Raw genomic sequence first — 22,751 nt, 5'->3', positions numbered from 1 at the left:
GCGCGGTAGGGAATTTCTGACGAAAAGGTTAATTCATCTAACAATTTACCTTATTAACCAACAATATGGAAGGAGTAATTAGTGGAAGGATTCTAGGAGAGTGCTGCAAAAAGCCAAGACACTGGTTTTGGCACGGACGTCTTTCAGGGTACGACCGTGCTTTGGAAGTCACCCTTAAGACCGTTCAAAAAGAGGTCCGACGCAAGAGGTCAGAGGCCGGTTACGGAAAGCGATTGCCTCGGTTTTAAAGTCAGGAATCGTCTTTTTCTCTGGTATTGCTTTCTCCTCAATCTTTTAAAAGTCTGATTCCGAATTGCCTGAAATGACGGTCGAAAGAAAAGGCGTATTCCAGATTCAGCCGCTCCATTATGGCGAAAGTCGTAGCGTCTGTATAGGAAAACTCTTTATCGGTAAAGGTGCATATAATTGCTCGGGCTCGCTCCTCATCAACGGCCGAAACGCGTTCCACCGGCCAGCGCAGGTTTTGAAGCCATGCGCGGGCCATTTCGGCGCCAAGCCGGGCCAGGACAAGGGCATGTGTTTCGGCCAAAATGAAGTTCGTCAGTAAAACGCCTTCCTTGTCCTTAGCCAGCCGCTGCAATATGCGGACAGCCTGCACATGATTACGGTCCGAGCGGTCTAGTAACGCAAAAATTGCGCTCGTATCGACCATTACCGCCGCCAACGTTTGATTTCCTCCTCCGCCAGGTAGCGGTCGTGGTTCTCGGCAACGTCTCCCAGTTTGCTTTCACCGGCGCCGATGAGCCCCCATATCGGGTCGTTTTCATCCAGAGGGCGGACCGGCTCCAGCTTTTGCAGGCGAATAGCATTGCCTTCGACGCTGACGATCAAACTGTCTCCATCCTTCAGATTCAGTCGGCGGCGGATGTGCACGGGAATGGTCATCTGACCTTTGGACGTCAGGCGCACAATTTCGTAACCCATAAGTGATGTCTCCTTAACGAAGCTCTCCAAGTCGATTTGCCCCCATTATACACCAGGCCTTATCAATTGCCATATCACCCCGGGCAATTCCTTCCTTTCCTGCGTTCTGATTATATCACAGGCGGCCTTTTCAAGACTTCCGGCTCCGGCGGCTCCGGCCTTTTCCCGACATTGATCCTGGCGCTCTGGCGTCCTGGCGGTTAACGGACAAATGGACGTTCGACGTTCGGCGTTCAGCGTGCGACGCTGGAATAACGATAAATAACGATAAGTCTGACCCCATAATGCAAATCCTTAAAAGCTATCCCAGCTTAACCGCGGATGATGTCAGGGCGGCTATCGGCTACGCGGCCTCTATTTCAGACTCTCCCATTCTTCCGGACTGATTTCACGGTTAATGATTTTCTCGACCTCACCCAGCATCATCCTCAATTGAGGGACAGAGTACTCCGGGTTTGACGGTATGCTTAGCCTGTATTGCTCACGGATCATGAATTGGTGGCGAGTTCCGGCGAATGGTCCCCGGAATCCGAGTTTCCGGAGGCGGCTGATAAAATCGCGTCGCTTACAGGGCGCCCAACGACTTATGACGGGGCTCCTCGTTGAGATCAATGCCACCGAGTACCGGCAGAGAGTGTTTGAGTTTCAGCCCGAGGAGGATCCACTCTTCAAGAGTGGAACGCAACTCGTTTTCACATTCCCGCAACGTCTTCCCGAACGCAATGACACCGGGGCAAGGCGGGATGCGCCCGGCGAAGGTGCCATCCTCCAGCTTGTCGTAAACGGCCTCCGTCATCCCGTGCTCGATATAACCTGAAAGTATAGGAGAAGCCACAACAGCAAGCCTCCTTAAGTTTGCTTTGTTACCATACATTATAACACCATAATGCCATAACCAACTTCTGTATCGTTAGGTCCCGGGTCTTTCGGGAAAAACTTCCTCTATCGACAAAGCACGTCGGCCCGTCCGCTTCGCACAGATACCCACCGCACCAGATGACCGGAGGCTTAGCTTATTTGAGTATGGTGTCCCCCTTATTAAAACCAAAGTAAGACACGTTGACTTACCTTTGGGCATACTATATGATGTACACATAGCCGGCCGAAAGGTACGTAGGGGGTGACACGTCCGTGAAATCGATCACTGTCAAGCTTGACCAGGCAACCCTCAAGCAATTAAAGGATATTGCCGCCGCGAAAGGGTTTAACAATCAGAGCGAGCTGGTACGCCGGGCGCTTAAAGCCTACCTGGCCAGAGAAGCGCTGCTGATGAGAAAAAAGGCGATCGCGGAATACGCCGCTGATGCCGGTGCTCAGCGCGAAACGCGCCAGTTGGCCGAAGCCGGTATGGAGGATTTGGACGACTACATCAAACGTATCGAGGGAGAAAGAGATGCCTAGACCGGTGCGCCGAGGCGACATCTACCGCATCGTTCTCGGGGAGACAAAAGGTCACGAAACCCGCGGGCCGCATTACGCAGTGGTGGTCCAGGCGGATATCTGCAATGTCCTGAGCACGGTACTGGTTGTTCCTCTTTCCAGCTCTGTCAAGCGGCCGGCCCCGTTTCACGTTCCGCTGCAGGTGGCCGGCAAAAAGACCTATGCCCTCGTTGAACAACTAAGGGCGGTCGACGCCGCCCGCCGGCTCAAGGAATTCATCGAGAACATCGCCGGCACCGGCGCGATGGCGCAAATTGATAACGAACTCAAACTGATCCTCGGCCTGCATGAGGACTACCGCTGGCTGTGAACCATAAAAACCGCCAAGCGCGCCCTTATCTCCTTCTTGGCGTCTTGGCGGTTGGCAGTTTTTGCACTTTTGCGGTTTGACCCCGGCGCAGCATCCAGGGCATAATGTAAAAAAGAGGCAGGGCATCGTGGCTCATACTGATTCTTTATATAGCTCAGACACTAGCTTTTCACCTCCGTCCTGGGCAAAGACACGGTTAAAAAAGCTATGGGCTGGCGAGCTTTGAGGTATGAGCCTGCAGGGAGGTGGGCATGAGGGCCTTGAGACGCTTAACAGCGGCCGTAACCAGAGAAGGTAAGTGGTATGTTGCCCGCTGCTTAGAGGTGGAAGTTGCTTCGCAGGGGGAAACGTTAGAGGATGCTTTGGCTAACTTAAAGGAAGCATTGGAACTCTATTTTGAGAACACCGACGAGCCGGTGGCTCCGGAAACCCCGATTATCGCGCCTTTAGAAGTAGAGATTGCTTTATGAACCAGTTGCCCGTTCTGTCCGGAAAAGAAAACCGTGATTGTTCCCCTGCACACTGAGCTTGCCTCTGGTACACTTCGCTCTATTTTGCGACAGGCTGGCTTGACGGTGAATGAATTACGAGATCTGCTGAAATGATTTCGTCACGGTACGCATCCACATGATACCGGCTGTTAGCATGCTGGCTTAACTCTGACACGATAAGTAACGATAAGTCTGACCCCCGTCTATAAAGACGCGGATGATGTCAGGGCGGCTATCGCTTACGCGGCCCTGTTGACCAAAGAGCGGCATGTCTACCTATAAGTTTAAGATTGATGAAAACCTCCCTCAGGAGCTGGCCGATTTGCTTCGCGCTTCCGGTTGCGATGCGGAAACGGTTTGGTCGGAGGGGATGCAGGGTGTTTCTGATGCCCTTCTTATAGAACAGTGCAAGCGGGAAAATCGTGTATTAGTTACGGTGGATATAGGTTTTGCGGATATTCGCAAATACAAACCGAAGGGGCATCCAGGAATCATTGTACTGCGAGTTCGGGATCAAAGCAGGCAATCCATGATTGCGTGCTTCAAAAAAGTATTGCCGGCCCTGCCAAGCGTCCCGCTTGCGGGCCTACTCTGGATTGTGGATGAACGACGTATCAGGCTCAGGGGCTTAACGCGTGAACCTTCCACTACCTCTGAGACATAACCCGTGTCCCACCGTCTGGCCGTGCTCGATATTTTAAAAACTAGGATTTTGAACATCCCCCTTCTTGGCGCACTGGCTACTTCTTCGTTATCTTCATACTCTACTATACTTTATTACTCCCCGATTTTGGCGAACTTGGCATCCCTGGCGGTTAACGGACGTTCGACGTTCGGCGTTCAGCGTGCGACGTTGGAATAACGATAAGTAACGATAAGTCTGACCCCATTGTTGCCCTGCCCCCGTTATTGACAGTCGTAGACCGAGGGCATAATGTAATGTATAAAGAGAGGTGATGACATCATGGCTGAAGAGGGTCTTGTTCGCAAACAGACATATATCAGCAAGAAACAGGATGCGGCCTTGAAGAGAATTGCCTTACGGCAAAAAGTAACCGAGGCGGAGATCATCAGGCGGGCGATTGACGCCTACATTAAGCCGCTGGAAGCAGAGTCGAATCCCCTGTTGGAGCTTGAGGGGATCGGAGCCGGCGGAAGCGAGGACGGAGCCGAAAACCATGACCGCTATCTCTATGGTAGATAGGAAAGTATTTGTCGATACCGGCGCCTATTACGCCTTTTTGGACCGGAATGACCGTCACCACCGGCAGGCGGCTGAAACATTCAGGTCGATGGCGGACGTTCCCCAAGTGACGACCGATCTGATTGTCGCCGAATGCTTCACTCTGATCCGCTATCGCTTGGGCTTTCCTCAGGCCGCTTCGTTTCTGGACAGACTCTCCGCGGCGAGAGAAAAAGGCTTTGTCCACATTGTTTATTACGGGGCGGAGCACGAGGCGGCGGTGCGTGAAGTGCTCAACAAGTTTTCCGACCAGGATCTTTCCTACGTGGACGCCTTCAGCCTGGCATTACTCAGCGCTAAAGGATTCACCAAGAGCGTTTTCGCTTTCGATCATCATTTTCACCTCATCAATTGCCGCGTTATCCCGGGCGGCTTCTAACCGGACCTTTATACGCATATCGCGAATCACCGGTTTACCCCCAAGAACCTTGGGGGTTTTTTTAGCTTTTAAGGTTTGACCCCACTGGACGTGGTCGGGTGCGTCGCCCCCTCCGCATTCGGCGCTCGGACAACGACCGGTAAATCATAAGCCATTAAACCGCCAAGGGCGCCAAGGTAAAGAAGAACGCCAATCAGCGACTTGGCATCCCTGGCGGTTAACGGACGTTCGGCGTTCAGCGTTCAGCGTTTAGCGTGCGACGTTGGAACAACGATAAGTAACGATAAGTCTGACCCCATTGTTGCCCGAATCCATAACAATCGATAAGTCTGACCCCATAATGCGCATGATTTGGAACTTTACGGATGCTCCGGTGTCTAATAAACTGGGTAAATGAGGAGATAATTCCTGGAACCGACCCCGATGCAGAGAGTTAACATTTAAGGTTTTATTACGAAAGGGGGACCCTGGGAGTGAGGTTAAGACTTATAAGCGCGGTTGTTGGTGCGGCATTGTTTGTCGGTGGAGCGGCTTTCGGTTCGGCTTCCGGATTCTACAATGGCTTTCCGACCCTTAAAGTCCTTGTAGATGGCAAGGAAGTATCCAGCGATGTTCCGGCAATAGTGATGGATGGACGTGCTCTTGTTCCGCTGCGTGTGGTGGCGGAGAATCTGGATGCCGATGTTGTATATAATCCAGAGAGTAAGACAGTGACCGTTACCAGGAAAATCGAAAAACAGCCAGACACCAGTTCATCCTACCGGTACGGTGATGAAGTGAGCATTGGAGACCTTAGGGTAATTTTCCATGGTCTATCATACGCAAATACCGTAGGTACTTTTGTGAGCGAGGATAATGAAAAAATTGCTATTCTTGACATGAGTGTTTATGCAGAAAGAGTCCCGTCCGGAGCGGCTTTCCCAAAGGCTGTCGATGTAATTTCGAAGTGGGTATTTAGCAATGGTAAGGAAAAAACATCAACGTTTATCGGTTCGACGGGCTCTCCCTGGATTAGGAAAGGAGAGTGGGTTCGTATACAGGCGCTTACAACGCTTGATAGCCAATTAACTGTTACCGCCCTTGAGATTACTGATCTTAAGGAACAGCCAACCCGACAGATAATTCAACTCCCCACAAGGTAAAATTAAGGTCTCCAGAATTTTTCTTCTTCGTGGGAACTTTTCAAACGTTTCAGTTGTCTAATCAATCAGGTAACCAATGCAAGTCCTGCCATGGTTGTGGTAGAATGGTTACGGGCGTAGCCTGTACCACTGTTGCAAAGGGTTACCTCGATTAGAAGGTGTGCGTATCCATAGCACCTTTTGCATCTATGTTAAAGGGGGGATGTGGAACCCGGCAGTAAAGGTGAACGTCAAAAGGACCTTAGCTGGTTGACGAAGCACCTTACGTAACAGAAGCACCTTGTTGGGTTACCAGACCCGAAAATATTTTCAAGGAGGGAATTAGGTGATTAAAGCGCGGAACAAGAGAATCTCCCTGCTGCTCGCCATCGTGTTTGTACTGACCCTGGTACTGCCGATGGGCAGTGCGTTCGCGGCCGATCCGGTGAAGTTCACCAACGCAACGGCCAATGGTCTTGATACCAATGTGGCTGTCGAAATGGGCTGGATTAAGGGTGACCTCGACCAGGCTCTCGTTTCAGGGGATAAGCTGTATGTTACTGTTGAACTCCCTAGCGATGTCGAGTGGGCTGCGGCTACCCTTCCGGCTTTGGGCGCTGCGGTTGACTGGGTCGTATATGGTGGAAGCGGTAAAGGCGTTGTTAAGTCGATTGACAGCGACTATGTCACTGTTGAAATTGACGGCGGCGCTATTGCTGACGGAACCTTTACGGTTCAGTTTAAGGATTTTGCGTCTGGTATCGACAGCACAGTAAAAATTGGTGATGGTGCTGCTTCCGATGTCAAGGTGAAAGTAACCGCTAAGGCCGTGGACAGCAGCGGTTACACCATTTTCACCCAGAGCGGCGAGTTCCTGGTTGGCAGCACCGGCGATGCCGAAGTCACCGTTTCGGCTGCTTCTCCCAAGAAGATCACTTATGACCTGTTTAAGGATAAGGAAGGTTCCAAGATCTCCATCACTGAGAACGTGAAGAACGCTCTCAGCAACAGTGAGATTGTCTACCTCGAGCTTCCCGAAAACTATGTCTGGGATTTTGCGGCTGGCGAGTCCTTTAGCGGTCCCTACGGTCTTACACTGACGCTGAGTGCCGGTAACGGGACCCGTACTGCCCAGTTTACTGTCAGCGGTACCAGAACCCTCGCTGACACTGTTAAGATCACCCCGAAATTCGAACTCCGGCCTGGTGCCGATAAGGCGGACGTTGTGGTCAACGTCTTCTCTACCGACGCCGACTTCAATGATGAAGACGTAACCATTGCTACCTTTGCAGAGGCTCCGGTTACCATTTCCGTTGTTGACAGTAATGACCTTGCGAGTGTCTACATTGCTTCCGCTGGCAAAGCTGTTAACAACATCAAGCTGAAGAGCGACATCGCTCTTAGTGCTGACGACACCGTTATTCTAGAGTTGCCCGATGGGTATGAATTCTTCGAGGATCCTGTTTGCGGCGACATGAAGAACATCACTCGCTACAGTGACAACACCAAAGTCTACATGGCCATTAGCGTTGGAAAGACCGAGTACACCATCAGCAACATTAAGGTTAATGCGCTTCCGGACAAGGCTGTTGTCGGTCCTCTGGAAATCACAGTATCCGGTACTGCTGGTGCGGAAGGCAAGGTTGCGGTTGCTAACGTTAAGGCCCGCGCTACCGCCGAAGCCACTATTGCTAAGGTTAAGGCAGGCGGCCTAACCGAAGCTGCTGGTGACATCGTCCTGACCGAGGCTGGCAAGGATACGTTCTTGAGCGGCAGCCTCATTCTGTCACTGCCTGCCGGTGTGAAGTTCGCTGACAAAATTAAGTACGCTGTTAACGACGGCGATGACGTTTCCGCTGGAGCTGCTGGTGACACCAGCATTACTATCAGTTCAGTGTCCGGTCTGAGCTCTGGTCGTATCGACAAGATCACGATCAAGAACATCAAGTACGATCTGGATGATCGTTTCTCCGGCGAAGTTGTGGTCAAGATTAGCGGTACCGCTCTTGTCCCGTCTTCCCTGAGCAGCTCTGACCCGGCCATCCGGATTGCGAACGCTACTACCTTCGACGCTACCAAGGTCACTGCTTCCTTCAAGGTCGGCGATGCCGGCGTGGCTGTCGTGAACGGTCGGACCCTCGTCCAGGTCAACAAGCTGAACGAAGTCCTCGGCCTCAGCAAGAGCTGGGATGCCGCCGCCAAGACCGCCTACTTCATCAAGGACGGCAAGGTCGTGGCCTTCCCGATCGACAAGAACGTCATCCTTATCAACGGCGTCACGGTGCCGGTTGATCAGGGCGGCAAGATCATCGACGGCGCCACCTACGCGACCCTGCGCGGTCTCGAGATGGCCTTCGGCGGCAAGCTCTCCTGGGATGCCGCCACCAAGACCGCTGCCTTCGAGTTCTAAGAGTTAGCCTGACTGACTAACTGAACCGAAAAGCGGAACCGAACCACCGGAACCCGGGGCTCTTACGAACCCCGGGTTCCTCTTTCTTTGTCACGGGGTCAGGCTTATCGATATTTATCGATATTGCGGCGCTGGTCGTGACAGGCAACTTAAGCTAACTCTGAAGTTGTTAAATAGTTTACTTTAGGTTCCTGGTATCACAGCTATTAACCGGCCTCGCTCGACAAAGAGTTTTTGCCGTTGACGTTGGTAATGCTGGCAGGTTATACTTTAACTGCTAAATAGTTAACCAGTTAAAGGAGTGGGCGCTCGTGCGGTTCAAGGCGCTATTGGGCCTTTTTGTTGCAGTGTTATTACTAGGAATGGTCCCCACGGCTTGGGCGGCAGGAGATCCAAACCGAACCGCAACCCAACCCGAACAACTAAGCCTCGAGAAGGCTATCCAGCGTGCTCTTAATCACAGCAATACCTTGAAAAAGGCCGAACTCGACGTGGATAAGGCCGACGACGCGCTTGTACCGGCGTCCGGCCTGTGGTACGTTAACTACTCTCCTGAGGCGGAGGCAGGTATCCTCGCCGCCGAGAGCACTCATTTCGCCTGGCAGGCGGCCCTCAAGACCTACGACGCCCAGCGTGATTCAGTGATCATGGGTGTCTACGACAAATATTACGATGTCCTTGTTGCCCTGCGGGACGTCAAGGCGAAGGAGCTGGCTTTAGCCAAGGCCGAGCGGGAACTTGCTACTGCAAAGGCGCTTATGAGCGTCGGCATGGCCGGCAAGCTGGCCGTTGACGGGGCCGAGGCCGCCGTCATCGGTACCCGTGCCGCCCTGGCGTCCAGCCAGGCTGCGCTTGACAATGCCTATGCCGTACTAAACCAATTGGTCGGTTTTGCTGAGGATTATCGTCCCGTTCTGGTCGACCTGCCAGCCTACAGCCCGGTAACCGCTGATCTGAATACGCTTATTTCGCGGGCGCTGGACGACAGCCCCACTATATGGACGGCTGTCGAAGCCGCGCGTTTTAAGGAGAGCATCAAGAACTTCACCGCGCCCCAGGGATCCGGCCTGCAAACCGTTACTGACGAGGACGCCGAAAAAGCCGACTTGGACGCCAAGACCGCCAAGGACGCCACCCGCCTCCTGGTACGTTCCCTGTACCACGGGGTCAAGGGCCTTGAAGAAGCTTACGCCGCCGCCGAGCAGGGCGTGAAGATCGCCGCCGAGAACCTGCGCATCACGCAACTGAAATACGAGCTGGGGATGGCTACGAAGAAGGACGTGGCCGCCGCCGAGGCCGACCTGGCCGCCGCCGAGCAGAAGCTCTTCGACCTCACCGCCCAGCACGAGTATATGAAACTCGCCCTCGAAAAACCCTGGGCTTACCTGTCGGTGATGTCGTCCTCAGCGACCTCCTCGTCCGGCCCATAGCTGATGGTAGCTGATGGTGCCAGGCACCGAACTTATTAACTTTTCTTCGGATTGACAAGGGGGCCCCTTGCTAAGGGGCTTTTTTTATCTCTCCGGGGAAGACACCAGAGCTTTCGACTTAACCGCCAAGGACGCCAAGAGCGCAGAGAGTCAAATGTGAGGGTCCAAATGTGAGGGTCTGACCCTCACATTTGGATCGGATGGCTAAGTGCCGGCGATGGGGCCGGGGAGCCTTGGCGGCTCTCCTATGCGCGGGGGAGCCGCCTTTTCCGATAAGTTGTTGTGCGGTGATCGCCGACCGGTTATCATGATACCGAAAGGTTGTGTGGTCTTTGTGCCGACAGTCTTGAGAGTGGGACCTTACCGGTTCTTTTTCTTTAGCCGGGAACCACTCGAACCGCCGCATATTCACGTTGAGTCCGCGGGCAACTACGCAAAGTTCTGGCTTCATCCCGTTGCGTTGGCTTCCTCGTTCGGGTTTTCGGCGCGTGAGTTGCGGAGGGTGGCAAGGCTTGTTGAGGAACACGCCGAGTTGTTCAGGGGGGAATGGTATGAGTACTTCGAGTAGGCTGGCCGCTTCGGCTGTGGCTACGGATGTATGGTTCAGCGATGATATGCTCTATGCACGGCTTTCCGACGGGCGGGAGATCGGCGTGCCCATCGCCTGGTTTCCGCGGCTGAAGAACGCCCCGCCCGAAGCCCGTGCCAGGTGGAGGTTTATCGGGCGCGGCATCGGCATCCGCTGGGATGACCTGGACGAGGATATCGCCGTTCAATCCCTTGTTCAACCGGAGCTGTTCCCCTTGACGTTAACTTAAGTACTTAAGTACTCAACTTTCGCACATAGATAATCCCATGATGGTAGCTGATGGTGCCAGGCACCGAACTTATTAACTTTTCCTCGGATTGACAAGAAGCCCCTTGCCGCGGGGCTTTTTTTATCTCTCCGGGGAAGACACCGGGGCTTTCAACTTAACCGCCAAGGACGCCAAGAGCGCAGAGAGTCAAATGTGAGGGTCAGACCCTCACATTTGAAAGTGCCGGCCGATGGGGCCGGGGAGCCTCGGCGGCTCTCCCGTGCGCGGGGGAGCCGCCTTTTGCGATAAGTTAGTAGGACTTCGGTGTTGCTGTTTTGTATCCCAAGCGGTTATACTCTTGATAGGGTAGTTATACAAGTGGGGTGATATTGATGGTTCAGACGGCTAAGGTATCACAAAAAGGATGGTTAGTTATACCTTCTGAGTTGCGAAAAAAGTATGGAATTCATCCCGGGACAAGGGTGGCCTTCGTAGATTACGGCGGCGTGTTGTCCCTGGTGCCGTTGCCCGACAATCCCGACAAGGTGGCCAAGGGATTCCTGCAAGGCTATAACCTGGTAGACGCCTTGCTTGCTTCTCGCAGGGAGGAACGCGCCCGTGAAGACATACATCCTTGACAGTTATGCGCTCCTGACCTACTTGCAGAAGGAAACGGGCGCGGATCAGGTGGATGAGCTGATAGCTTCGGCACGGGCCGGTACCGTGAAGCTTTTACTTTCGGTGATCAATCTTGGTGAGGTCGCCTACATCGTCGAACGGGCGGCAGGTCTTGAAAAGGCAAGTACCACGCTGGCGATACTGGAGGCACTGCCGATAGATCCGATGGACGTCGACCGCGATCAAGCACTACGCGCAGCCCGTTACAAGGCAACGATGGCCATTGCCTATGCGGACTGTTTTGCTTTGGCCTTGGCGGAGAAGACAGGCGGGCAGGTAGTTACGGGCGACCCTGAGTTTAGAGCGGCGGAGCAAAAGGTATCCATCCTCTGGCTCCCGAGGAATAGGTAAATTTGGGGGAGCTGCCTTTTGCCATTGGTGTTCTTGCAGCCGCCTTGCCATTGACCCCAGGATCGTGATCTGATATTCTGATTATCAGAAGAAGACCGAGTGCGGAGGTGAGATCGGATGGGCGAACCGGAGACGATTCGCGTGGGTAAGCGCGGCACGGTGGTCATCCCGTCCTCTCTGCGGGAGATCTACGACCTGCGAGAGGGCACATTGTTGGTGGCCGAGGCGCGGGAGGAGGGGGTACTGCTGCGCCCGGCGGCGGTTCTGCCGGTCGAGATCTACACCCGGGAACGCAAGGCCGAGTTTCTCCTGAACAACGCCGTCACGCCCGAGGACTACGACCGGGCGGTTGATGAGGTCCGCCGGCTCGGGCTCGACCCGGAGAAAATCCCCCACGAAAGGCCGCGGTCGCGCTAGATGCCTCGGCTGTTCCTGGACGCCAACGTGCTTTTCTCCGCCGCCTACGGCAGCCGGGGCCTGCTGCGGCTGTGGGAGTTGGCTCGGAGCGGGGAGGTCACGTTACTGACCTCGGGCTATGCAGTGGAGGAGGCGCGGCGCAACCTGCGTCACCCGGACCAGCGGCGGCGGCTGGCGGAACTCCTGAGTGACGTGAGCGTGGTGGCCGAAGCGCCGCCGGACGCGTCCTGTCCGGCAATGCTGCCGGAGAAGGACCGGCCGCTGCTCCTGGCGGCGATCGCGGCGGGGGCGACGCATTTCCTGACCGGTGACCTGCGCCATTTCGGCCGCTACCGGAACCAGGCCGTCGCCGGCGTGCGGATCTGCACGCCGCGGGACTACCTGGCAGGTAGTTACGGGCGACCCTGAGTTTTTATTGTTTACGAGCGGTAGGTTTGCGGTTTACCCTATTTGATTTGTAGGGAAGAATTGCGATAAGGACAGTACCGGCAGGTAGCTGATGGTGCCAGACACTTAACTTATTAACTCAACTATTATGGATTCGTGGTCGCGAATCCCGTCAAAGTCCGATTGCCGAATGCGGAGGGAGCGAAGCGCCCGACCATTTAACCGCCAAGGGCGCCAAGAAAGCAGAATGTTGTAAAAGAATGTTGTTAGGAACGGCAATGGACGCCAAGAGCGCGAAGAATCCGGAGATAAGAATTGACCGCCGGAGCGAAAAGGTATTCCTATGATCGCCCGACGACGCCCAGACCGAACTGGTCGAAGTGCCGGTCGAAGGTGAAGGCTACGGGTATGTCATACTGCCGCATTACGACGAAACTCGTGGCGTCGGTATATGAGAAGTCCTTATCCTGGTATCGCGCAATGATCTCACGAGCAAGCCTGGCATCCCCGGGCGAGACGTGGATGAGGTTCCAGTCGTAGGAAAGAAGCCATTCCCGTGCGAGCTGTCGCCCCATCCGCGCCAGCAGCAGGGCGTGCGTTTCGGCGATCAGGAAGCTGGTCATAATCAGTTGCGCTTCCCGTCGGACAAGGTCATTCAGAGTGGCGAGGGCGGCTTCGTGCCAGCGGTCACGGCGGTTGATGAGGGCCAGGACAGCACCGGAGTCCACCAGAACCTTCACTCCTGGCGTTCCTCCTCGGCTGCCGCCAGGTAAGCGTCATGCTTCTCAGCGAGGTCGGGCGGTCCTTCGCCCCGACCGATGAGGCTGAAAATCGCGCCGCTTCGGCTGGCCTTTTTGAGCGGTGCAACTTTCCGCAGGATCACCTCATCGCCGTGAACGTGCACGGCGAGGTAGTCGCCGCGTTCGATACCCAAAAGCCTGCGGGCGGATGCAGGCAGGGTCATCTGGCCCTTGGCGGTGACCTTGATCACCTCGAACTGTTCGTCCATCCGCTCACATTCCTTTCTGTAAGAAGTCCTTACAAGTAAGGTAATACACAAGGTCCTGGGTGTCAAGGGTTATCTTCACAGCCATTGAATGACAGCACAGATATGGGTAGAATAATGGCAAGAGGTGATGGCAAATGAAAACAACAGTTTATGTCGATAGGGCCATACTTGATGAGGCGATGCGTCTGGCAGGCAGCAAGAAGATGACGGAAGTGATCAACCTTGCGCTTAGGGATTTCGTGCGGCGTCAACGGTTGGCAAGGCTTACGGAGAGAATAGGGACGGAAGACCTGGCATTAATGCTGGACGAGCTAGAGGAATTGCGCAAAGATGAGTAAGCGGCTTTACCTTGTTGATACGTCCATCTGGATTCTGGGGCTGCGCAGAGATGGCCCGGCTGAGATCCAACACTGGTTGAAGGATGCCCTGCAGCGTGAGATGGTGGTAATAGCGCCGGTGGTAATGCTCGAACTGCTGACCGGGGCCAGGACCGAGGAGCAGTACCGGTATTTGCGTGATGAATTGGGCGCTTTGCCGCAGGTTGAGGCCGGTGCTGAAGCATGGGAAAAGGCATCGTGGATGGCCTTTTCGCTGCGCCGGCGTGGAGTTACGGTACCAACGATGGACGTTATTATTGCCGCACTTGCGATTTCAAATAATTGCGTCCTGGTCCACCAGGACCGACACTATGAGATGGTGGCGGATGTCTTTTCGGAACTTCAGCAAGTTCCGGGGTCAAACCTCAAAAGTTCAAAAGCTCCGCTAAGCCGCTAACGAACCGCTAACGCCTTCCTACCGGGGTCACGTCTCAAAAGTTCAAAAACTCCAGCGAGCCGATGGGTAACAACAGACTGTTTTCCTGGGAGATAAGGCGTTTCACGGAGCCTTTTCAGGGGGGCTCGTTCTGTTATTTGTTGCTAAATCCTTATTAATTTGCTAATGTTTTCGGCTGCGACGGTATGCTAACATCTACATAGGCTGAGCTGTTGGAAAGCTCAATCCCTGACCGCAGACAGGCAGTCCGTCCGTACCTATTTCTACCGGAGAACGTGCGAGCGCATGAGACAACATCCCGTTACGCGCCACACCGATCCGACTCTGACTCCGACTCCAACCCCGGTAAAAGGCCGGGCACCGGGCGTTCGGCCTACTGTGCCTGCTCGCAGGTATGTGCCGGTGACGGCTAAGTTCTGGATCACCCAGGCCGGCGCCCTTACTTGGGTTGCTATATCGGTAATCCTCTCCCAGCCCTGGCTGCACGATCTGAGCCAGGTCGTGGGCTTTCTCCCGGCGCTGCTGATTATCACCTTTGTCGCCTACGCGCCCGGATACCTCGTCGCTTTTCTCGCCGTCGGTCTGCTGCTTGACCGGCAGCCCCCCTTCAAGGTGGCCGACCCCGACTTGCCGGTGACAATTCTGATTGCCGCCCGCAACGAAGCGCCGAACATCGGGATGACTCTCCGGTACATCGCCCGCCAGGAGTATCGCGGCCCGATTGCGGTGATCCTGGTCGATAACGGATCGACGGACGGGACGACGGATGTCGCGCGGGCGGCGGCGGAGGAGCTGAAGCTGGACTTTGTGTGCCTGCGCGAGGAGAGACCGGGGAAGAACTTCGCCCTCAACGCGGGATTGCCCGAGGTCAAGACACCGTACTTTATGACCCTCGATGCGGACACGCTGCTCCATCCCCTGGCTGTGAAACACATCATGGCCAGGCTTTTGTCCTCGCCTCCCGATGTGGGCGCCGTGGCGGGTCACGTCCTCGTCCGGAACAGCAGGGAGAATTTCTGGACGAGGGTCCAGGAATGGGACTATTTCGTCGGCATCGCCTCGATCAAGCGGATGCAGGGTCTTTACCAGGGCACGCTGGTCGCCCAGGGGGCTTTCAGCCTTTACAAAACCGAGGCCGTGCGCCGGGCCGGCGGGTGGCTGGACGCCATCGGGGAGGATATCGTACTTACCTGGAAGCTGCTCGAATCCGGCTACAGGGTGTACTTTGAGCCGACGGCTGTGGCTTTTACGACTGTTCCCAGCACCGGGCGGCATTTTTTCCGGCAGAGGAGTCGCTGGGCAAGGGGGATGTTCGAGGGTATCAGGACGGTCTATCCCTGGCAGCAGCCGACCTATTTGAAGAAATTCCTGACCGGAGTGGATCTGGTGATCCCGGTGATCGACTTCTTTTACACGCTGGTGTGGATCCCCGGCCTGGTACTGGCCTGTTTCGGCAAGTATTACATTGTCGGGCCGTACACCCTTCTGGTCCTGCCGCTCAACGTCGCCATGACCCTGATCATGTATAACTACCAGAAAAAAGTGTTCGGCCGCCTCGATCTCCGTGTCAGGAAAAACAGGCTGGGCCTTTTGGCTTACGTGCTCGTTTACCAGTTGATTGTCTCGCCCGTGTCCGTTTGGGGCTACATCCAAGAGCTTTTCCAAATGCGCCGCGTCTGGCGCTAACGTGAGGTGCCAAGCACGTAAGTTAATAACTTAAGTGCCTGGCACGTTTGCCTAGAGGAGCTTCATCTTCTGCATCATTTTGTGGATCAGGCTGGCGGCTTGAGCCCTGGTCAGGGAAGCGCCGCCCTGGAACTCAACGCTACCGCCTGCGCTAGGAACACCGCCGATGTAGCCGGCCTTGTAGCAGGCCAGGACGGAGGGGCGGGCCCAGATGGAGATGCCCGTGCCATCGCTTACGTCTTTGTCGGCTCCGTCGGCAAAGGCGGTTTGCAGAACGGCATCGACAGCTTGCTCGTCTGTCACGAGGGTCAGCCGGGTAGCTCTGGCGATGATGGCCGCCGCCTGCTCGCGGGTAAGGGTGGCATCCCAGCCGAAGTTGCCGTTGGGCAGACCGGCGATCAGCCCGTTGCGGGCGGCCGTTTCGATGGCATCTTCGTACTCCCCGCTCAGGCCGCTGTCAACGTCGGGAAAAGTCGAGGTGCTTACGTCAATAAGCGGAAGCCCCAGAGCTTTAACGATTATGTACGCAAACTCGCCCCGGCAAATGTTAAGGCTGGAACTTAAACCAAAGGTATCAGATCCTCCCACGCCGAGATATCCCCAGGGATTGTTTCCGGGGCTTGAATTCGCCGGTTTCATAACCCCCTTGGCGAAGAGAGCCGAAACCGGGTGGTAGTACCAGCCGTCGGCCGGTAAGTCAGTATAGTTTTGGGCTCCAACGACCGAGATAAACACGGCGTAGTACCCGTCGACCGTCCCTTCCAACGGGATGGTCACTGTTCGCGCCGTCTTGTTAACCAGGCCGCCCAAATTTATATCGGTGCTGTTACTGAAGTCGTAGTCATCGCTCCGGAAGACGGTGATCCGGTCGGGCTCGGCGCCGATGCCGGTGTACTTGACGGTCAGCTTGGCGGGGGCACCGAGGGTGTTTCCATTAGAGTCTATTTCATATACGGGACTGATGCAGACGAAGCCGCTGGGGGAGTAGGACTTTGGAAGGTCAAGGTCGTCAACTCTTATGGCCAGGCTTTGATCGCCGGCCAGACTTCCAAAGTTCACCAAGTAATTGCCCTTTCCGAGATCCAGAATAATATTCCCGCTAAATGCCGTGACCTTTGTTTGCGTAGTAATATCTCCAACAGAGAAGGTTGCTCCTTCAGTCGGTGCATTGGGGAAGGTGACGGTCAGTTTTTTGGTTTCGCTTACGCCATCTACTTTGGCGGTGATCGTGATGGAGTTGACGCCCGGCTTCAGGGGGTAGTTGTCCACGACACACTTGGTGGAACTTGGTTTACTAGCCGTGACGCCGGGTACCTTAATTTCCGGTTCAGTACTGCCGTAGATAAAAGTCACCACCGACCCGACTTTAACGTCGCCGTCGCTGGTTGTATATACCTCGATCGTTATTGTATTACTCGCAGAAACATAGGGAGGGGTCGAATCGCCATCGACAAGGATGCTGGTGATAACCCCCGCAAACGCTGTACCCACAGCCAGCGTCAGAATCAGCATTACACAGAGTGTCAAAACGACCGCCGTCCGCTTCCACATGTCGGTTCTCCCTAAAGCTCGCCAACGTATCCAACGTATCACACTATCCCCTCCTGCTGTTCGTAACCCCGTTTTTGGCAAACCCCATCTTTGGCAGTAGCCATTGCTTTCAGGCCTCAAAGTTTATCTCTTACATCTATCGGTCGAATCGGGTTCTCACTTGACCGGGCGAAAGGCCCAAAATTCTTTATAATCAAGCGGATAGGTTTTTGCGTTAGGAGTTTGATCCTTTGTCGATCCGCCCGCCCAGATTCAGGATGGCCTGCTGGACGGTGGAGACGCGGTTTACCAGCACCTGGGCCGGGGTTTCCGAATGGCTGACGCACAGCGCGGCGATGACCCCGGCGGCGTCGCCGCAGACGCTTAAGTTTGGGATGACGCGCATCGCCGCCCAGGCAGTGGAGTCGGTGCTCTGCGCATAGCCCGGCACCAGGAGATTGGGTACGTTCGGCGTCAGCACCGCTTCGCCCGGAATGTAGACCGGGTTGTAGGGCGTCTCCAGAATCTGGGCCGGTTCCGACTTAAGGTAGGCGTTGATGTCAATGTAGTAACAGCCCAGCCCCACGCGGGTCGCGTAGTTTTGCTGGTCGACTCCTTCAAGAGAAGCGTTTCCGGCGCCGCGCACTTCTTCTCCCGTCAGCGCGTGTGCCCCGCTCTTGTCGAGGCAATGGATGGATTCACGCAGGTAGAGGATTTTGCCCGTGACAGGGCGCCCGTCGGCATCCCTCACCAGTTCAACCTTTTCAAATCCGGGAAAACGGCGGAGGGCCGTAAGAAATCTTTCGCTGCGGATCTCTTCCAGCGCTTGCGCCAGCGCCTCGTCGGCGCTCAGCGTGCCGGGGATGTCGGGGGAAGGCCACCGAGGCGTGTTGCGGTCGATTTCCTGTTTCCTGGCGTCTACTTCGTGGATGAGCAGGGTGTTGACCCACCACGTGCCCTTTTCGCTGTCCTCGGCGACGTTGTAGCCCTTGATGCGGAAGCGGTGGCCGCCGCTGTTGTAGGCGCCGATCACGGGATCGCGCGTCACGAACTCCTTGCCGCCCCAGCCCAGCCCGCTCCCGTCGACGTCCTGGTAAAAGAAGAACTCCGCCTGCCCCGCGGCGTTCCGGTAGGCGCTCGCGGCGGCGGGGTTAATGCCCCGAACCTGGAACATGAGGGTGGCGGCCTGCTGGTGCATGTCGCCGCCGGCGTCCTGCCGCCCGACGGTATGCCCGGCGCCTGCCAGGCGCGCCAGCCGCCCCGTTTCGGACCCGTCGATGAAGATGCCGCCCTTGACGGTAAAGGCCCGGCCGGCCCATAAGACCTTGAGGGTTTCAGGGTTGCGCATCACCGGGCGCACGGACAGTGATGCGATCCGCCCGTCAGCGCTTTTCGACACTTCCTCGATCTCGCAGTTGAAAAGAATCTTGACCTTGTTACCCGCGGTAACGGCGGTTTGCAGAGCCCGGGCCATGGCCTCGGGGGGGTAACCCTGGCCGTAGGCGTTGAACCACTTGATGAAGCTCCCCCGCGTGACGATCTCGCCGTTCCAGCGGCGGATGTCGAAGAAGTTCTGACCCCCCACGGTCCCGACCGAACCCAGACGGCTCTCCGGGACGATCATCAGAATGGACCGGCCGGGCGGCAGAAGCGGGGCGGCTTGGACAGCAGCCGCGCAGGAAGCGAAGCTCCCGCCGTAGATGATGACATCGGCCTGCAGTGTTTCAGCGGGGGGTTCGCTCAACGCCCCCGGAACGGACATCATAACAAACAGGCAAATCGAGAGGATCAAAGTCGACAAGAGAACCCGCCTCAGCAATCAAATACTTCCTTGTCAGGAGCTGAATAGCAGTGTCAGAAGCCGAATAACGGCCAATTCTTAAATTCGCTGGCCGTCGACGTTTTCCTTTGCTCTCGCTTTTGTTTCCCGGGCTATCGCTCAAATGTGAGGGTCTGACCCTCACATTTGAGGTGACAAAGCATTCCGTCGGGGCCTTTAGTTTAGTAAAGTTAGTAAAGTAATGCAGTAATAAAGTAAAGTATAGCTTAAGAAAGGAAAAAGTAGCATTATGTCAAAATAGGGAGAAAAGTGCGGCAAAAAGCCGGCAGGGAGGGCGTAGTCTTGGATTACAGCTTCAAGAAAAGGAAATTGCAAACAATCGTAGTCTTGCTGTTCCTCGTTACTATGGTCTTCGTAGAGATATCCACAGCTTACGCAGATGATCACGTTGAAGTGCAGCCGGTTGGAACGCTACCCGCATCAGCAGAGATGGGAACGGTTTTAGACCTTGTTCTTGAGGATGGATATGCCTACCTTGCCGCGCAGGGCTGGGGACTGCATATAATAAACATCAGTAATCCTTCAGCCCCGGGGAGGGAGTGGTCTTGGACAAAGGGCTCGAGCATCCTTGACGTGGACCTCGCCGGCAATTGGTGTTACATAGCTGCAAGTTATGGCTCCAGCAACAGCGGGCTTTACGCGCTGGACACGACTGTAACCACATCACCTTTTAGATATCATCGATTCGGTTCGGGTACGAACTATTCCCGTGTTTGTTGCGGGCCGGACAACAAGGTATATGCAGCGCGGGGAAGCACCCTGGAGGTCGTGTATCACAACGAGAGCGGGTTTGGACAAAACCCTATGGGGTCCTACACTGTCTCCAGCTCCATCACCGGCATTGACGCCGCCGGTGACCTTGTTTACATCGTCGGGGATTTCGGGCTGCGGATTCTTGATGCCTCGGTGCCCGGCACTGTTGTGCTTAAGGGAAGGTGTGAGAACCTTGGCACGATCTACGACATTGACGTGGCAGGCAATTATGCTTACCTGGCCAACGGTTCGAACGGCCTGCGGGTGATTGACATTTCAGACCCGACCAACCCGGTCTCCTTGGATGTAGTGTTAAAGACGAACGACCTCGCCGTTGGGGTTGCCGTATCCGGTAGCTATGCCTTTATCGCTGACAACAATAAGGGGCTAACGGTCGTTGATGTTTCAGTCCCTGCTTCACCCTCAGTAGTTGCCTCTTACGACACCGACGGTACAGCCTTAAAGGTTCGTTTTGCGGGCGGCTGCATATACTTGGCCGACGGTGCAAAGGGGATGAAGATTTTTCGTCTCAACCGCACTCCTGTTAAACCGGTCAACTCTTCACCGGTTAACGGCGTCGAAGTATCCACGCTGACGCCGCTTCTACAGGCCTCGGCTTTTACAGATGCGGACGATGTGTATGGTGATACCTTGGCGGCTTCCCATTGGCAGGTATACGGCGATCAAAGCTGCCAGGGAGAGCTTTACTACGATTCAGGAGAGGTAGGTGCTTTTACAAGTTTCATGGTTCCTTTAGAGAATCAAAACGGGGAACCGGTGCTTCAGTATGGAAAGCCCTACTGGTGGCGTGTAAAGTACCGGGACAGCCGGGGCGCCTGGTCGGAGTGGAGCAATCCGACAAGCTTTACTCCGGTAAGGGTGCCTCCCCCGGCTCCGGCGGGGCTTTCGGCTTCCTCCGGGAACCGAAGCGTTACCTTAGCCTGGAACGCCGTGCAACAGGCTGTGGGTTATTACGTCTACTTTGCCCCGGAGGGTGAATCCTTTGCTTGTTGGAACAGTGAGCCGGTAGGTTCGACAAACTGCACTGTCACAGGGCTGGTCAACGGGCGTTTGCACCGTTTCAGGGTTTCGGCGATTGACGGGGCGGGGCTGGAGTCCCCGCTGTCCGCGGAGGTAAGCGCCGTTCCTCAAGCGCCGTTCAGAAACCGGCGGACCGTAGAAACCCCCGTTGTTCGAGACCTTGACAAGTCATTTATGGAATTGTACAAGCTTTATATCGACGGAAGAATGGTCAGGCTCGGCCTCTTGTCTCAAAACGCTGTAAGATTCGAATGCCTGTTTCCCGGTCTCTATTTTATGGACCGGGACGCCGTTTTGGCGCTGGGGCACGGTTTGGCGGTCAGGTTCCAGTGCAGAATATGACAAGATATCCGAATGCAAAGGGTAAAGGAATCATGACGCATGGTAGCGAATTATAACCCGCTATGGCTTGCAGCAAAAGCATAACAGTCTGGGGGGCCTGGCGATGGAGGACAAGGCTGCAGTTAATTTCAACGGTACTTCCCCGGTCATTACGCCGGCGAGGGATTTAAGCTCAGGCGAAATAATCAAGGCTTACATTCAGGTCACCAAGCCCGTATCCGTGGCTTTATTGGTCTTTACCGCCGTGGCGATGATGGTCGTGGCCCGGGCCGGTCACCCCTTCACTTGGGGCCAGTTCCTGGTCGCGACCCTCGCCGTCACCCTGGCCTGTGCCGGAGCCAACGCCGTAAGCTGCTACGTCGACCGCGACATCGACGCGGTTATGGGCCGGACGAGCCACCGGCCGATCCCTTCGGGCAGGATCTACCCTCCCGTACGCGCTCTTTACTGGGGGCTGGCGCTTTTTGCGGCATCGCTGGCCTTCGCCTGGAGCCTCAACTTTGCGGCGTGGCTCTGCCTGTGGGGCGGCATGCTCGGCTACGTGGGCATCTACAGCCTCTGGCTGAAGCGCCGCAGCACCTGGAACATCATCCTGGGCGGGTTCAGCGGCGGGCTTCCGGCCTTGTTCGGATGGGCTGCCGTCACCGGCAGCGTAAACTTGCTGTCCCTGCTTGTCGCCGCCCTGGTTGTCCTCTGGATCCCCAACCATATCTGGAGCCTGGCCTTTTTCTATCGCGACGAGTACGCCAGAGTCAAGGTTCCGATGCTCCCCGTCGTGACCGAGCCGAAGAAGGCCCTGCACTGTCTGCTGATGACGGTAATCCTTATGGCCCTGGTATCGGTGGGCATTTATTTCACCGGCGACTGGGGGGCGCTGTACCTGGTCACGGCGGTAATCCTCGGCCTGGCTGCCCTGGCCCTCTCGGTGAACGTCTACCTCAACCCCGCTCCCCAAAAGGCCTGGCTGCTCTTTAAGTTTTCGAGTCCGTACCTGGGCATCCTCTTCCTGGCGATGATGATTGATGCTTGGCTTTAAGTTATCCGAGGGCCTGACCTCGAAGCGGGGCGATTATTCGCCTCGTTTTCTTTTTTAGACACCAAATTATCGCATATCGATAACTATCGATAAGTCTGACCCCGGGGATGAATTCGAAGCGGGGCGATTATTCGCCTCGTTTTTGTTTTGATGCGTAAACGGCGTTAGGGGAGAGTGGCTGAAGTAGTTTTTGAACTTTTGAGGCCTGACCCCGAAGCGGGGCGATTATTCGCCTCGTTTTCTTTTTTATCGCATATCGATAACTATCGATAAGTCTGACCCCGGGGGACCCCGGGGGAGAATTTTTTGGTTGACGGGAGGGATGGTGTAGCCTACGATTA

Annotated in this window: 28 protein-coding genes and 2 pseudogenes; 23 read left to right on the top strand and 7 right to left on the bottom strand. The window is 55.4% G+C overall.

Going from position 1 to position 22,751, the window contains the following annotated elements; translation table 11 throughout:
* Nucleotides 1-286 precede the first annotated feature (286 nt).
* Together ACPV0M_RS09835 and ACPV0M_RS09830 are read right to left on the bottom strand one after the other, a co-directional pair.
* The gene (locus ACPV0M_RS09835) at nt 287-685 is read right to left on the bottom strand and encodes a type II toxin-antitoxin system VapC family toxin (protein ID WP_425620470.1); all 399 of its coding nucleotides are present in this window, start codon (nt 683-685) and stop codon (nt 287-289) included.
* Nucleotides 673-945: an AbrB/MazE/SpoVT family DNA-binding domain-containing protein gene (locus tag ACPV0M_RS09830; protein ID WP_425620469.1), complete on the bottom strand. Its 273-nt coding sequence runs from the start codon at nt 943-945 to the stop codon at nt 673-675. Before ACPV0M_RS09830 ends, ACPV0M_RS09835 begins: the two co-directional genes overlap by 13 nt.
* A 284-nt stretch (nt 946-1,229) precedes the next feature.
* Between ACPV0M_RS09830 and ACPV0M_RS09825 the strand changes: the two genes are divergently transcribed.
* Nucleotides 1,230-1,331, top strand: a complete 102-nt coding sequence (locus ACPV0M_RS09825; protein WP_425620468.1) for a DUF433 domain-containing protein — start codon at nt 1,230-1,232, stop codon at nt 1,329-1,331.
* 179 nt (nt 1,332-1,510) lie between these two features.
* Here the strand turns inward: ACPV0M_RS09825 and ACPV0M_RS09820 are convergent, their stop codons facing one another.
* Nucleotides 1,511-1,741: a type II toxin-antitoxin system HicB family antitoxin gene (locus ACPV0M_RS09820; protein WP_425622186.1), complete on the bottom strand. Its 231-nt coding sequence runs from the start codon at nt 1,739-1,741 to the stop codon at nt 1,511-1,513.
* 335 nt (nt 1,742-2,076) lie between these two features.
* Between ACPV0M_RS09820 and ACPV0M_RS09815 the strand changes: the two genes are divergently transcribed.
* The 17 genes and pseudogenes from ACPV0M_RS09815 to ACPV0M_RS09735 all read left to right on the top strand — a co-directional run bounded on the left by ACPV0M_RS09815 (nt 2,077) and on the right by ACPV0M_RS09735 (nt 12,420).
* Nucleotides 2,077-2,346 carry a ribbon-helix-helix domain-containing protein gene (locus ACPV0M_RS09815; protein ID WP_425620467.1) on the top strand — a complete coding sequence of 90 codons (270 nt, stop codon included), beginning with the start codon at nt 2,077-2,079 and terminating at the stop codon, nt 2,344-2,346.
* Complete coding sequence (locus tag ACPV0M_RS09810) at nt 2,339-2,695, top strand: type II toxin-antitoxin system PemK/MazF family toxin (protein WP_425620466.1); 357 nt, start codon at nt 2,339-2,341, stop codon at nt 2,693-2,695. Before ACPV0M_RS09815 ends, ACPV0M_RS09810 begins: the two co-directional genes overlap by 8 nt.
* A 251-nt stretch (nt 2,696-2,946) precedes the next feature.
* Entirely contained in the window at nt 2,947-3,165 is a 219-nt protein-coding gene (locus tag ACPV0M_RS09805) for a type II toxin-antitoxin system HicB family antitoxin (RefSeq protein WP_425620465.1), read from the top strand.
* Between the two features lie 27 nt (nt 3,166-3,192).
* Nucleotides 3,193-3,300, top strand: a pseudogene (locus ACPV0M_RS09800) (type II toxin-antitoxin system HicA family toxin); the annotation flags it as partial.
* Between the two features lie 154 nt (nt 3,301-3,454).
* Nucleotides 3,455-3,850, top strand: a complete 396-nt coding sequence (locus ACPV0M_RS09795) for a DUF5615 family PIN-like protein (RefSeq protein WP_425620464.1) — start codon at nt 3,455-3,457, stop codon at nt 3,848-3,850.
* Between the two features lie 300 nt (nt 3,851-4,150).
* The gene (locus ACPV0M_RS09790) at nt 4,151-4,390 is read left to right on the top strand and encodes a hypothetical protein (RefSeq protein ID WP_425620463.1); all 240 of its coding nucleotides are present in this window, start codon (nt 4,151-4,153) and stop codon (nt 4,388-4,390) included.
* On the top strand, nt 4,365-4,808 hold the full coding sequence (locus tag ACPV0M_RS09785) for a type II toxin-antitoxin system VapC family toxin (RefSeq protein WP_425620462.1): 444 nt from the start codon (nt 4,365-4,367) through the stop codon (nt 4,806-4,808). Before ACPV0M_RS09790 ends, ACPV0M_RS09785 begins: the two co-directional genes overlap by 26 nt.
* A 473-nt stretch (nt 4,809-5,281) precedes the next feature.
* A complete protein-coding gene (locus tag ACPV0M_RS09780) occupies nt 5,282-5,950 on the top strand; it encodes a stalk domain-containing protein (protein ID WP_425620461.1) in 669 nt (222 codons plus the stop codon).
* 325 nt (nt 5,951-6,275) lie between these two features.
* Nucleotides 6,276-8,339 carry a copper amine oxidase N-terminal domain-containing protein gene (locus tag ACPV0M_RS09775; RefSeq protein WP_425620460.1) on the top strand — a complete coding sequence of 688 codons (2,064 nt, stop codon included), beginning with the start codon at nt 6,276-6,278 and terminating at the stop codon, nt 8,337-8,339.
* Nucleotides 8,340-8,809: 470 nt separating this feature from the next.
* On the top strand, nt 8,810-9,769 hold the full coding sequence (locus ACPV0M_RS09770; protein ID WP_425620459.1) for a TolC family protein: 960 nt from the start codon (nt 8,810-8,812) through the stop codon (nt 9,767-9,769).
* Nucleotides 9,770-9,986: 217 nt separating this feature from the next.
* Nucleotides 9,987-10,337, top strand: coding sequence for a DUF4160 domain-containing protein (locus tag ACPV0M_RS09765; RefSeq protein WP_425622185.1), 351 nt, complete (start codon nt 9,987-9,989; stop codon nt 10,335-10,337).
* Nucleotides 10,321-10,587, top strand: a complete 267-nt coding sequence (locus ACPV0M_RS09760; protein WP_425620458.1) for a DUF2442 domain-containing protein — start codon at nt 10,321-10,323, stop codon at nt 10,585-10,587. Before ACPV0M_RS09765 ends, ACPV0M_RS09760 begins: the two co-directional genes overlap by 17 nt.
* Nucleotides 10,588-10,958: 371 nt before the next feature.
* A pseudogene (locus ACPV0M_RS09755) lies at nt 10,959-11,045 on the top strand (AbrB/MazE/SpoVT family DNA-binding domain-containing protein); the annotation flags it as partial.
* Between the two features lie 3 nt (nt 11,046-11,048).
* A complete protein-coding gene (locus tag ACPV0M_RS09750; protein ID WP_425622243.1) occupies nt 11,049-11,204 on the top strand; it encodes a hypothetical protein in 156 nt (51 codons plus the stop codon).
* Nucleotides 11,185-11,595, top strand: a complete 411-nt coding sequence (locus ACPV0M_RS09745) for a type II toxin-antitoxin system VapC family toxin (RefSeq protein WP_425620457.1) — start codon at nt 11,185-11,187, stop codon at nt 11,593-11,595. The genes ACPV0M_RS09750 and ACPV0M_RS09745 overlap by 20 nt, the downstream gene beginning before the upstream one ends.
* 117 nt (nt 11,596-11,712) lie before the next feature.
* On the top strand, nt 11,713-12,012 hold the full coding sequence (locus tag ACPV0M_RS09740; RefSeq protein ID WP_425620456.1) for an AbrB/MazE/SpoVT family DNA-binding domain-containing protein: 300 nt from the start codon (nt 11,713-11,715) through the stop codon (nt 12,010-12,012).
* Nucleotides 12,013-12,420, top strand: coding sequence for a PIN domain-containing protein (locus ACPV0M_RS09735; RefSeq protein WP_425620455.1), 408 nt, complete (start codon nt 12,013-12,015; stop codon nt 12,418-12,420).
* Nucleotides 12,421-12,740: 320 nt separating this feature from the next.
* Here the strand turns inward: ACPV0M_RS09735 and ACPV0M_RS09730 are convergent, their stop codons facing one another.
* Together ACPV0M_RS09730 and ACPV0M_RS09725 are read right to left on the bottom strand one after the other, a co-directional pair.
* Entirely contained in the window at nt 12,741-13,139 is a 399-nt protein-coding gene (locus ACPV0M_RS09730; RefSeq protein ID WP_425620454.1) for a type II toxin-antitoxin system VapC family toxin, read from the bottom strand.
* Nucleotides 13,136-13,408, bottom strand: a complete 273-nt coding sequence (locus tag ACPV0M_RS09725) for an AbrB/MazE/SpoVT family DNA-binding domain-containing protein (protein ID WP_425620453.1) — start codon at nt 13,406-13,408, stop codon at nt 13,136-13,138. Before ACPV0M_RS09725 ends, ACPV0M_RS09730 begins: the two co-directional genes overlap by 4 nt.
* A 134-nt stretch (nt 13,409-13,542) precedes the next feature.
* On the opposite strand from ACPV0M_RS09725, the gene ACPV0M_RS09720 reads away from it, so the two are divergent.
* The 3 genes from ACPV0M_RS09720 (at nt 13,543) to ACPV0M_RS09710 (ending at nt 15,868) form a co-directional block, all read left to right on the top strand.
* Nucleotides 13,543-13,746: a type II toxin-antitoxin system VapB family antitoxin gene (locus ACPV0M_RS09720; RefSeq protein WP_425620452.1), complete on the top strand. Its 204-nt coding sequence runs from the start codon at nt 13,543-13,545 to the stop codon at nt 13,744-13,746.
* Nucleotides 13,739-14,182 carry a type II toxin-antitoxin system VapC family toxin gene (vapC, locus tag ACPV0M_RS09715; RefSeq protein WP_425620451.1) on the top strand — a complete coding sequence of 148 codons (444 nt, stop codon included), beginning with the start codon at nt 13,739-13,741 and terminating at the stop codon, nt 14,180-14,182. The genes ACPV0M_RS09720 and vapC overlap by 8 nt, the downstream gene beginning before the upstream one ends.
* 402 nt (nt 14,183-14,584) lie before the next feature.
* Nucleotides 14,585-15,868 (top strand): glycosyltransferase family 2 protein, encoded by a 1,284-nt coding sequence (locus tag ACPV0M_RS09710; RefSeq protein WP_425620450.1) that lies wholly within the window; start codon nt 14,585-14,587, stop codon nt 15,866-15,868.
* A gap of 51 nt (nt 15,869-15,919) precedes the next feature.
* Here ACPV0M_RS09710 and ACPV0M_RS09705 read toward each other — a convergent pair whose 3' ends face one another.
* Complete coding sequence (locus ACPV0M_RS09705) at nt 15,920-17,419, bottom strand: S-layer homology domain-containing protein (protein WP_425620449.1); 1,500 nt, start codon at nt 17,417-17,419, stop codon at nt 15,920-15,922.
* A gap of 214 nt (nt 17,420-17,633) precedes the next feature.
* The gene (locus tag ACPV0M_RS09700; protein WP_425620448.1) at nt 17,634-19,199 is read right to left on the bottom strand and encodes an FAD-dependent oxidoreductase; all 1,566 of its coding nucleotides are present in this window, start codon (nt 19,197-19,199) and stop codon (nt 17,634-17,636) included.
* 321 nt (nt 19,200-19,520) lie between these two features.
* On the opposite strand from ACPV0M_RS09700, the gene ACPV0M_RS09695 reads away from it, so the two are divergent.
* Both ACPV0M_RS09695 and cyoE read left to right on the top strand, forming a co-directional pair.
* Nucleotides 19,521-21,374, top strand: a complete 1,854-nt coding sequence (locus ACPV0M_RS09695) for a fibronectin type III domain-containing protein (RefSeq protein ID WP_425620447.1) — start codon at nt 19,521-19,523, stop codon at nt 21,372-21,374.
* Nucleotides 21,375-21,477: 103 nt separating this feature from the next.
* Nucleotides 21,478-22,410: a heme o synthase gene (gene cyoE / locus ACPV0M_RS09690; protein WP_425620446.1), complete on the top strand. Its 933-nt coding sequence runs from the start codon at nt 21,478-21,480 to the stop codon at nt 22,408-22,410.
* Nucleotides 22,411-22,751: the final 341 nt, after the last annotated feature.

This window comes from Desulfosceptrum tomskiensis (assembly GCF_049818055.1).
Classification (GTDB): Bacteria; Bacillota; Desulfotomaculia; order Desulfotomaculales; family JASEER01; genus JBFLVT01.
The sequence above is the reverse complement of the archived record's forward strand: the minus strand, read 5'-3'. Positions and strand labels throughout refer to the sequence as shown.

Excerpts from the sequence above, each read along its gene's own strand:
- ACPV0M_RS09805 (WP_425620465.1), top strand. The coding sequence starts at position 2,947 with ATGAGGGCCTTGAGACGCTTAACAGCGGCCGTAACCAGAGAAGGTAAG.
- ACPV0M_RS09720 (WP_425620452.1), top strand. The coding sequence starts at position 13,543 with ATGAAAACAACAGTTTATGTCGATAGGGCCATACTTGATGAGGCGATG.
- cyoE (WP_425620446.1), top strand. The coding sequence starts at position 21,478 with ATGGAGGACAAGGCTGCAGTTAATTTCAACGGTACTTCCCCGGTCATT.
- ACPV0M_RS09825 (WP_425620468.1), top strand. The coding sequence starts at position 1,230 with ATGCAAATCCTTAAAAGCTATCCCAGCTTAACCGCGGATGATGTCAGG.
- ACPV0M_RS09740 (WP_425620456.1), top strand. The coding sequence starts at position 11,713 with ATGGGCGAACCGGAGACGATTCGCGTGGGTAAGCGCGGCACGGTGGTC.
- ACPV0M_RS09820 (WP_425622186.1), bottom strand. The coding sequence starts at position 1,741 with ATGACGGAGGCCGTTTACGACAAGCTGGAGGATGGCACCTTCGCCGGG.
- ACPV0M_RS09830 (WP_425620469.1), bottom strand. The coding sequence starts at position 945 with ATGGGTTACGAAATTGTGCGCCTGACGTCCAAAGGTCAGATGACCATT.
- ACPV0M_RS09725 (WP_425620453.1), bottom strand. The coding sequence starts at position 13,408 with ATGGACGAACAGTTCGAGGTGATCAAGGTCACCGCCAAGGGCCAGATG.
- ACPV0M_RS09765 (WP_425622185.1), top strand. The coding sequence starts at position 9,987 with ATGGGGCCGGGGAGCCTTGGCGGCTCTCCTATGCGCGGGGGAGCCGCC.
- ACPV0M_RS09705 (WP_425620449.1), bottom strand. The coding sequence starts at position 17,419 with ATGTGGAAGCGGACGGCGGTCGTTTTGACACTCTGTGTAATGCTGATT.
- vapC (WP_425620451.1), top strand. The coding sequence starts at position 13,739 with ATGAGTAAGCGGCTTTACCTTGTTGATACGTCCATCTGGATTCTGGGG.
- ACPV0M_RS09795 (WP_425620464.1), top strand. The coding sequence starts at position 3,455 with ATGTCTACCTATAAGTTTAAGATTGATGAAAACCTCCCTCAGGAGCTG.
- ACPV0M_RS09810 (WP_425620466.1), top strand. The coding sequence starts at position 2,339 with ATGCCTAGACCGGTGCGCCGAGGCGACATCTACCGCATCGTTCTCGGG.
- ACPV0M_RS09760 (WP_425620458.1), top strand. The coding sequence starts at position 10,321 with ATGAGTACTTCGAGTAGGCTGGCCGCTTCGGCTGTGGCTACGGATGTA.
- ACPV0M_RS09790 (WP_425620463.1), top strand. The coding sequence starts at position 4,151 with ATGGCTGAAGAGGGTCTTGTTCGCAAACAGACATATATCAGCAAGAAA.
- ACPV0M_RS09785 (WP_425620462.1), top strand. The coding sequence starts at position 4,365 with ATGACCGCTATCTCTATGGTAGATAGGAAAGTATTTGTCGATACCGGC.
- ACPV0M_RS09735 (WP_425620455.1), top strand. The coding sequence starts at position 12,013 with ATGCCTCGGCTGTTCCTGGACGCCAACGTGCTTTTCTCCGCCGCCTAC.